Here is a 7,766-nt window from a genome sequence, read left to right as displayed (position 1 = left end):
TCTGCAGCAGCTCCTCGGCCACCCGCCAGAGGCGCTCGGCATCCTCTCTCTTTCGGGCGCGGGGGAACGGATGCCGCGGTCGCGGCGCACCCGCCATCTGCAGGAGCCCGCAGGGTGCGAAGAAGTCGCCCTGTGCGGCATCCGCCGTCAGAGCTTGCAGGGCAGGGAGCGGCGCGAGCGGCAGCGGGTTGCCGAGGTGGGCGGTCGCGAGCCGCACGAGCTGGGGCGGGACGCGGCGGCGGATGTCCGGAGCGATCGCGGTCGCGGGGACGACCCCAGGGTGGGACTGGGCGACGGTGACGGCTCCCCCTCCCGCCGCGCCGCGACGTGCGAGCTCGGTGCCGAAGAGGGCGAGCGCGAGCTTGGACCTGCCGTAGGCACGGGATGCGCCGTAACGGCGCTCCAGCTGCAGGTCGGACCAGTCGATGCGGCTGAACGCCGCTGCGAGGCTGGTCTGCAGGACGATGCGCGTCCGCGCCCGGCGCAGCACCGGCAACAGGCCGATGACGAGGGAGAAGTGTCCGAGGAAGTTGGTCTGGAAGTGCAGTTCGAAGCCATCGGCGGTGAGGTGGCGCCGGCGGTCGCCCAAGAGCACGACGCCGGCGTTCGCCAGCAAGAGGTGGATCGGGGTGCGCTCGGCGGACAGCGTGGCGACAAGCGCCGAGACTGAGTCGAGGCGGGCGAGGTCGAGGTCGCGCAGCTCGAGGCTCGCGTCGGGGACGCTGCCCCGGATGCGGGCGATCGCATGGCTTCCCTTGTCGCGGTTGCGCACCGGCATGATGACGTGGGCACCGGCGGCGGCGAGCGCGCGGGCGACCTCGAGACCGACTCCGTCGCTCGCGCCGGTGACGAGGGCGGTGCGGCCGGCGAGGTCGGGGAGGTCGGCGCTGGGCGTTGCGGGCATGGTGTCCCTTCCGTCCCTCAACGGATACCACGGCGGGCTCGCGCCGCGCAGGTCGCTCTGGGGCTCGCCGAGCGGCGCCGTCGTGGGTGACACTTGGCCTCATGACGAGGATCATCGCGGTGCGCGGCGACATCACCGAGCAGCGGGTGGACGCGATCGTGAACGCCGCGAACAACGCGATGCGCGGGGGCGGTGGCGTCGACGGCGCGATCCACCGTGCCGGCGGCGCCGAGATCCTGCGCGACTGCATCGCCCGGTTCCCCCACGGGCTGGCGACCGGCGACGCGGGCTGGACGACCGCAGGCGACCTTCCGGCGCGGTGGGTGATCCACACCGTCGGCCCGAACTACGCCGCGGGCGAGCGGGACCGGGCGCTGCTGGTGTCGTGCTATCGCCGGTCGCTGCAGGTGGCCGACGAGCTGGGCGCCCGGTCCGTGGCCTTTCCGCTCGTGAGCGCCGGCATCTACGGGTGGCCGAAGGCGGATGCCATCGCCGCCGCCGTCGAGACGATCGCCGGCGCCGACACCGCGGTCGAAGAAGTGCGGATAGTGGCGTTCGATTCGGCGACCTACGACCAGGTGGCCGCGGCGGTGGCGGCTGCCGCCGCGCGCTGACCCTCCCGTTCCGACCCTTCTCGGCCTGGCCGGCGGCGGCGGTCGGTCGTAGCATCCAGATCGTGGACGAGTGGGTCGGCTTGCTGCGCAACGTCAATCAGGGGCAGCGCGGGCATCCGTCCACGGCCGACATCCTCGCCGCGTTCGCCGATGCGGGCGTGCCCGACGCGGTGACGTTCCAGAGCAACGGCACCGTGGTCTTCCGGGCCGACGACCCCGCCGCAGTCGTGGCCGACGCGGTGCGGGCGCTTGAGGCCCGCACGGGCCTGCGCCGCGCGGGCTGCGCGCTCCCGCTGCCGGAGATCGCGCGCATCGTCGACGCGCACGCCGAGCAGCCCGACGCCAACCGGCGGGAGGTGTCCTTCCACGCCGGCGGCCGCATCGATCCCGACGATGCGGAGCTGGCGCGCGTCGCCGCGCACCGCCGGTGCCGGGTGGTGGATGCCGGGGAAGGCTGGGTCGTTTCCGTCAACGAGCGGGAGGGCGATGGCAACGCCACGCCCACGATCGAGGAGGCGACCGGCGAACCCGCAACCTCCCGCGGGCTGCCGACCCTCGTGCGCCTCGTCGCCCGCTTCGGTGCCGCCGGCTGAGCACGGGTCCGCCGAACTCGGCCCGCACCGACTCGGAGGCGCCTCAGCGCAGCAGCGCCTCGTAGGGGGCCAGCGCCACGCGGTCCTCGGCGCCGCTGCGCAGGTGCGGATCTTCCGTGACCAGAAGGTCCGCCTGCAGCACGGCGACGGCGAGGTACTCCGCCGGCGGTGTGTCGGGCCAGCCGAGGCGCGTGGCGAGCTTCCACGCCGTGGCGCGGGAGACGCGGTCGCCGAGCAGGCGGATCTTCAGCTCGGCGAGGCGCTCCAGCCGCGCGAGGGCGACCCGCTCGTCCAGCGCGCCGGCGCGGACCTGCTGGTAGAGCAGCGAGAGGGCGTGGGTGCGCAGCACGCTCGGCGCGACCAGCGAGTGCCCGGCCCCGAGTACCGCGTCCTCCTCGATCAGCCGCAGGGCCGTCGGCGCGTCGATCGCGTAGCGGGTCATGGCCCGATGATGCCACCGGGCTTCGTCGGGCGCGACGGTGCGGGCCGATGTCGGAGGGTCGCCGTAGCGTGTGCGGTGCCGGTTCGGGGGGATCGGCACGGGTGCCGGCCCGGGGAGCCGGCACCCACACCCCCGGGTCACCAGCCCATCGAGCCGGGCACGCCCTTGAACGGCCCACGCACCCACGAGGTCACCCAGCCGCCGTAAAAGATGCCCGGCTGCGGCACCGCCGTCTCGCCGTCGACCGTGCACCGGTCCATCGGGCCGGCGTACACCGCGACCCGGTCGGTGAGCAGCTCGTAGCCCGGCGACGGGTCAGGGTAGTTCCACGCCGCGCGCGGGGCGACGCGGTCTCCGCCGCGCACGTCGAAGTACCCCGCCGCGCCCTTGAACTCGCAGTACGAGCTGCCGTCCGTGGGGACGAGGGAGCCCGGCGCGAACGCCGCGATCGGCAGGTAGTACACCGGCGGGTGGCTCGTCTCCAGCACCCGAACGACGTCGGTCGTGTCGACGATGCGTACGCCGCCGAAGTCGATCGTCACGGGGGTGTCGACGCGCTCGATGCGCGGCGGGCGCGGGTAGTCCCAGACCGATTCCTGGCCGGGGTCGACGGGATCGGGGCGGGGGTGGGTCATGGCCTCACTGTATGAATGCGGTGAGATGCGCCGCTAGGGCTCCCGCGGCGCGCACCGGTGGTTGACTGTCGCCATGACCGGCGTGCCGATGTTCCCGCTGGGCAGCGTGCTGCTCCCCTACACGCCGCTGCCGCTGCGCATCTTCGAGCCGCGCTACCTCACGATGATCGGGCGCCTGCTCGACGAGGAGGAGCCCCAGTTCGGCGTCGTGCTCATCGAGCGCGGTCCCGAGGCCGGCGGCGGCGAGCAGCGCAGCGGCATCGGCACGATCGCGCGCCTCGTGCGCGTGGCCCCCACCGCGACCGACCTGCAGGTGGTGGCCGTCGGCGCCGAGCGCATCACCGTCGACCGGTGGCTGCCCGATGACCCGTACCCGGTGGCGGAGGTGTCGCCCGTGCCGCCGCTGGAGTGGTCCGACGCGCTGACGCCGCTGCGCGACGAGGCCGAGAGCATCGTGCGGCGGGTGCTCGCGCGCGCCGCCGACGATGAGAACGTGCGGTGGGATGCCGAGACCGAGCTCTCGCCCGACCCCGTCGAGTCCTCGTGGCAGCTCGCCGCGATCGCCCCGCTGGGTGAGCTGGACCGCTTCACGCTGCTGCATTCAACGACGCTCGGCGGGCTGCTGCGGCAGATCATCGACCTGACCCTCGACATCGAGCCCCTGCTGACACGCCCACCCGCCGACGACCTCGGCTGATCTGTCCGGTCGCGGATGCGCCTCGGTCGACGCGGCGCGCCAGCCCGCGCGATCGGGGGGTGGGTCCCACGCCCACCGCACCGGCGACTTCGACCGCAGCACGATGGGTTCGCCGCCGGGCGGATGAAGAAGGAACGGTCCCCGCCCGTCGCGCGTGATCTTCCACCCCTGGTTGTGCAGGAGCAGATGATGGAACCGGCACAGCAGGATCCCGCGGTCGACGTCGGTGCGGCCCTGCTCCGCGCACCAGTGGTCGCTGTGGTGCGCTTCGCAGTACGAGGGTGGGCGGTCGCAGCCGGGCCACATGCATCCGCCGTCACGGGCGGCGAGGGCGAGCCGCTGCTTCGCCGTGGACAGTCGCTGCTCGCGCCCGACATCGAGCGGGTTCCCGGCGCCGTCGACGCTCACGAGCACCCTGGCGGTCTCGCACAGCGCCTTGTCGAGCACCGAACCCGGCAGCGCCGCACCCCCGTCCTCGACGTGCGCGACGCCCAGGAAACGCCCGAACGCGTCACGCGCGCCGACGGCATCCCGCACCGCCACCAGCCGCACACCGGGCTGACGCGCCCCGAACACGTCCTCGGCCGAGGCCAGAGCCCCCGCTCGAACGACGTCCATCATGAGGTCGTAGGTCAGCTGCTCGTTCGTGCGCCCATCGCGCACGAGTGAATCGGCGTCGGCCCGCTCGGCCTCGGTCATGAACCGCGGACCGCCTCGGCGCGGACGCAGTGCCGCACCGATGATCGAGTCGACCCACGCGAACATCTCGTCGTCGAAGTCGATGCGGGCGTGGTGTACGCCTTCGCCGTCCGTCCACATGCGCCAAGACCGTCCCTGGAACCGCCGCGCGAACCGGTCCTCGGCGCCGGCGGGGTCCAGCGCGTCCCGCACTGCTCGCGCCCGCTTGACCACCTCTTCCACCGGGAGCCCCGGCACCTCGCCCATGAGCTGCTCTGCAGCGACGGCCCAGACCGCTCTCGCGTCGTCCGAGTCCGGCGGTTCGCCGAGCCCTCGGCGGATCGCGTCGTGCTGCGCGGTGGTCACCACCCCCGCGAGCATGGCCTGGCGCAGGCCGGCATGCCACGGTGCGATCGCGGCGTGCGGCGTCCGCTTGTCCTCGCCGCCGTCACCGGTGGAGCCCGCACCGCACGCGTCGTCGAGCAGCGACGCGCCCACGCGCACCGCCCGCGTCGCATCCGCGCGCGACCCGCCCGTGATCTCCTGGATGAGGGCGACCGGCGACCGATGGCCGCGTGTGCCGGCCAGCCCGCCGTGCGGCGCGGCGGACCGCTCGGCGATGACCGCGGCCGTGACGACCGTCAGCCGCTCGAGGCAGCCCATGACGGCGGCGGCCTCTTCGAACACGGCCAGCACGTCGTCATCGGACAGAGCGCGCACCGCCGCCAACAGCTCACCGGGCACGACGTCGAGGTCGCGGTGGCCGCTGACAGCCTGCGCTCTCGTCGCAAACTCGGTGAGGAAGGTCATGCCCTCATCATGCCGCCACCGTCGGACATTTGTTCGATAGTGGCCGGTAAGCTGTGCATGGGTCGGGCGACCCCCGAGCTGGGGAGGGAACCCGCCCCTACTGCCTCACCGCGGCGGGCGCTCCAGCGGCAACTCGCGCGTGGCATCCCACGGCTCGGTCCATCCGAGGCGGTCGAACAGCACGTCGAGCACCATCGCCGTGAACCCCCACACGAGGTGCGCCTCGGGACCCTGACCGACGTGGAAAGCGGGCCCGCGCATCGTGCGAGCGCCGTCGCGCAGCACCGTGACGCCGCGGTTGGCCGGGCTCAGCAGGTCGGCCACGGGCGCGCGGAAGACCGCTGCGGACTCGCCTTCGTCGACGACGTGCACGGGCGACGGATGCCGCCACCATCCGAGCACCGGGGTGACGAGGTGTCGCGAGAATGCCAGCGGAATGGTCTCGAGCGCGCCGAGCACCTCGACCCCGGCCGGGTCGACGCCCGTCTCCTCCTGTGCCTCGCGCAGGGCCGCGGCGACAGGCCCGTCGTCCTCAGGATCGACCCGGCCGCCGGGGAACGCGACCTGCCCGGGGTGTGACCGCAGGGTCGACGCCCGAGCGAGCAGCAGCACGTCGAGGTCGCGCGAGACCGCGGTGTCGGCGGCGGCGCGCTCGCTGGGCGTGGCATCGAGCACACCGAAGAGGATGAGCACCGCCGCGGGCCGTGATCCGGGTGCGACGGGGAGATCGATGAGCGGCCCGAACGACGGCACGACGGTCGGCTCGCTGCGCCGACGACGCTCCACGTCAGCGGCGAGCGCGGCCAGCTGTGCGCGCGCGGTGTGAGGGGCGTCCGGAACAGGCATCGCTTCAGGCTACGCCGCCGACGGATGCCGGCGCGTCAGCAGCCCCTCCCCCCACCCCCGGTCGCTGAGCGAGCGAGCGAAGCGAGACGAAGCGCCCCCACCGACCGGGCCGAGGGCGGGACGGAGCCCCCTAGTCCGTCCCGCCCCCGACCCAGACATACGGCGCGTGCGTAGCGATCGCACCCGCCCGCGCGCGCTGAGCCAGCAACAGCGCGCCGTCCAGCGGGTCTCCGACAGCCGGCTGCACCCGAGCGTCGGGACGCAGCTCCGCGACCGTCTGCTCGAACGCCTGCGCCAGCACGCCCCCGGCACGGAACACTCCCCCGGTGGTCGCGATCACCGCAGGCAGCGACCCCTCGAGCGCGGCGACGCCGCTGCGCGCGGCCTCCCGCCCCGCCTCTGCCGCGATCGCCGCTGCCGAAGCGTCACCGGCGGCTGCCAGTGCCAGCACATCGGCAGCGAAGGATGCCAGCACGCCGGCGCGATCCGGCCGGGTGTACAGCTGCGACGGCCAGGTGACCGGATCACCGAGTCGCTCCCGGGCCGCCCGCAGCAGTTCGGAGCCTGCGGCATCCACTCCGTCATAGGCGCGCATCGCCGCGATGAGTCCCTGCAGGCCGACCCAGGCGCCGGCGCCGCGGTCGCCCAGCAGGTGCCCCCACCCGTCCACCCGCCGCCAGACGTCGCGGCCGTCCGTGCCGAAGGCGATCGCACCGGTCCCGAGCGCCACGATCGCCCCGGCTTCGCCGCCCAGCGCGCCCAGATGCGCGGTCACGGCATCCACGGCCACGGCCACCGCCACCGGCCGCCCGGTCAGCTCACGAAGCTGGGCCGACAGGGCTGCGGCGAACCGCTCCGGCTCGGCGACCAGGGTCGCCAGACCCGTCGCGCCCACCCCGACGCCGGCGAGTTCCGCGACGACCTCCGGCCACTCCTGCGCAGCCCGCGCCACCAGCGACGTCACGGCGCCCGGCACCGTGCTGCCCCCATCCGTCACGCCGATGCGCTCTCCCGAGAACTCGAGACGCTCCCCCGAGGGCGCACCCTCGAGGCGCAACCCGACCCGGCTCCCCGAACCGCCGATGTCGAGCCCGAGCAACGACGTCACTTGCTCATGCCCGCGGTCAGGCCCGACACGATCTGCTTGGTGGCGAAGAGGAAGAGCACGACGAGCGGAATCGTCGCCAGCGTCAGCCCCGCGAAGAGGGTCGCCCAGTCGGTCTGGTACTCACCGAAGAACCGGGTGATGCCCACCGGCAGCGTGTACGCGTCACGGTCGCGGATGAGGATCAGCGGGTAGAAGAAGTCGTTCCACACCGGCACGAATCGGAAGACGATGACCGTGGCGATCGCGGGTTTGACCAGCGGCAGGTGGACCCGCCAGAAGGTTGCGAAGGGTCCGGCCCCGTCCAACCGGGCAGCCTCGTCGAGCTCGATCGGCAGCTGCCGGAAGAACGCCGCCAGCACGAAGGTCGAAAAAGGGATGCCGAGAGCGGCATACACCAGGATGAGGCCCCACAGGTTGGAGATCATGCCGACCGAGTCGA

Annotated in this window: 10 protein-coding genes; 3 read left to right on the top strand and 7 right to left on the bottom strand. The window is 73.4% G+C overall.

Translation table 11 applies throughout. From position 1 onward, the window contains the following. On the bottom strand, positions 1 to 904 hold a 904-nt coding region (locus NQ160_RS14520; RefSeq protein ID WP_257515916.1), incomplete at its 3' end, for an SDR family oxidoreductase. A 101-nt stretch (positions 905 to 1,005) separates the two neighbouring features. Between NQ160_RS14520 and NQ160_RS14515 the strand changes: the two genes are divergently transcribed. Further along, positions 1,006 to 1,518 (top strand): O-acetyl-ADP-ribose deacetylase, encoded by a 513-nt coding sequence (locus NQ160_RS14515; RefSeq protein ID WP_257515915.1) that lies wholly within the window; start codon positions 1,006 to 1,008, stop codon positions 1,516 to 1,518. 62 nt (positions 1,519 to 1,580) lie between these two features. Beyond that, entirely contained in the window at positions 1,581 to 2,111 is a 531-nt protein-coding gene (locus NQ160_RS14510) for a DUF1697 domain-containing protein (protein WP_257515914.1), read from the top strand. Between the two features lie 43 nt (positions 2,112 to 2,154). Here NQ160_RS14510 and NQ160_RS14505 read toward each other — a convergent pair whose 3' ends face one another. Together NQ160_RS14505 and NQ160_RS14500 are read right to left on the bottom strand one after the other, a co-directional pair. After that, positions 2,155 to 2,553 (bottom strand): hypothetical protein, encoded by a 399-nt coding sequence (locus NQ160_RS14505; RefSeq protein ID WP_257515913.1) that lies wholly within the window; start codon positions 2,551 to 2,553, stop codon positions 2,155 to 2,157. Positions 2,554 to 2,690: 137 nt separating this feature from the next. Further along, positions 2,691 to 3,188, bottom strand: a complete 498-nt coding sequence (locus NQ160_RS14500; RefSeq protein WP_257515912.1) for a DUF427 domain-containing protein — start codon at positions 3,186 to 3,188, stop codon at positions 2,691 to 2,693. Positions 3,189 to 3,261: 73 nt separating this feature from the next. On the opposite strand from NQ160_RS14500, the gene NQ160_RS14495 reads away from it, so the two are divergent. Further along, positions 3,262 to 3,885, top strand: coding sequence for an LON peptidase substrate-binding domain-containing protein (locus NQ160_RS14495; RefSeq protein WP_257515832.1), 624 nt, complete (start codon positions 3,262 to 3,264; stop codon positions 3,883 to 3,885). Here the strand turns inward: NQ160_RS14495 and NQ160_RS14490 are convergent. The 4 genes from NQ160_RS14490 to NQ160_RS14475 form a co-directional block, all read right to left on the bottom strand. Beyond that, positions 3,790 to 5,373 carry an HNH endonuclease signature motif containing protein gene (locus NQ160_RS14490; RefSeq protein ID WP_257515911.1) on the bottom strand — a complete coding sequence of 528 codons (1,584 nt, stop codon included), beginning with the start codon at positions 5,371 to 5,373 and terminating at the stop codon, positions 3,790 to 3,792. The two genes, NQ160_RS14495 and NQ160_RS14490, sit on opposite strands and share 96 nt — an antisense overlap. A 105-nt stretch (positions 5,374 to 5,478) precedes the next feature. Continuing rightward, entirely contained in the window at positions 5,479 to 6,219 is a 741-nt protein-coding gene (locus tag NQ160_RS14485) for an NUDIX hydrolase (protein ID WP_257515910.1), read from the bottom strand. A 130-nt stretch (positions 6,220 to 6,349) separates the two neighbouring features. Further along, positions 6,350 to 7,327 (bottom strand): BadF/BadG/BcrA/BcrD ATPase family protein, encoded by a 978-nt coding sequence (locus NQ160_RS14480; protein WP_257515909.1) that lies wholly within the window; start codon positions 7,325 to 7,327, stop codon positions 6,350 to 6,352. Beyond that, positions 7,324 to 7,766, bottom strand: a 443-nt coding sequence (locus NQ160_RS14475; RefSeq protein ID WP_257515836.1) for a carbohydrate ABC transporter permease, incomplete at its 5' end; no start/stop codon positions are given. The genes NQ160_RS14475 and NQ160_RS14480, both read right to left, overlap by 4 nt.

Source organism: Microbacterium sp. zg.Y909, from assembly GCF_024626565.1.
The sequence above is the reverse complement of the archived record's forward strand: the minus strand, read 5'-3'. Positions and strand labels throughout refer to the sequence as shown.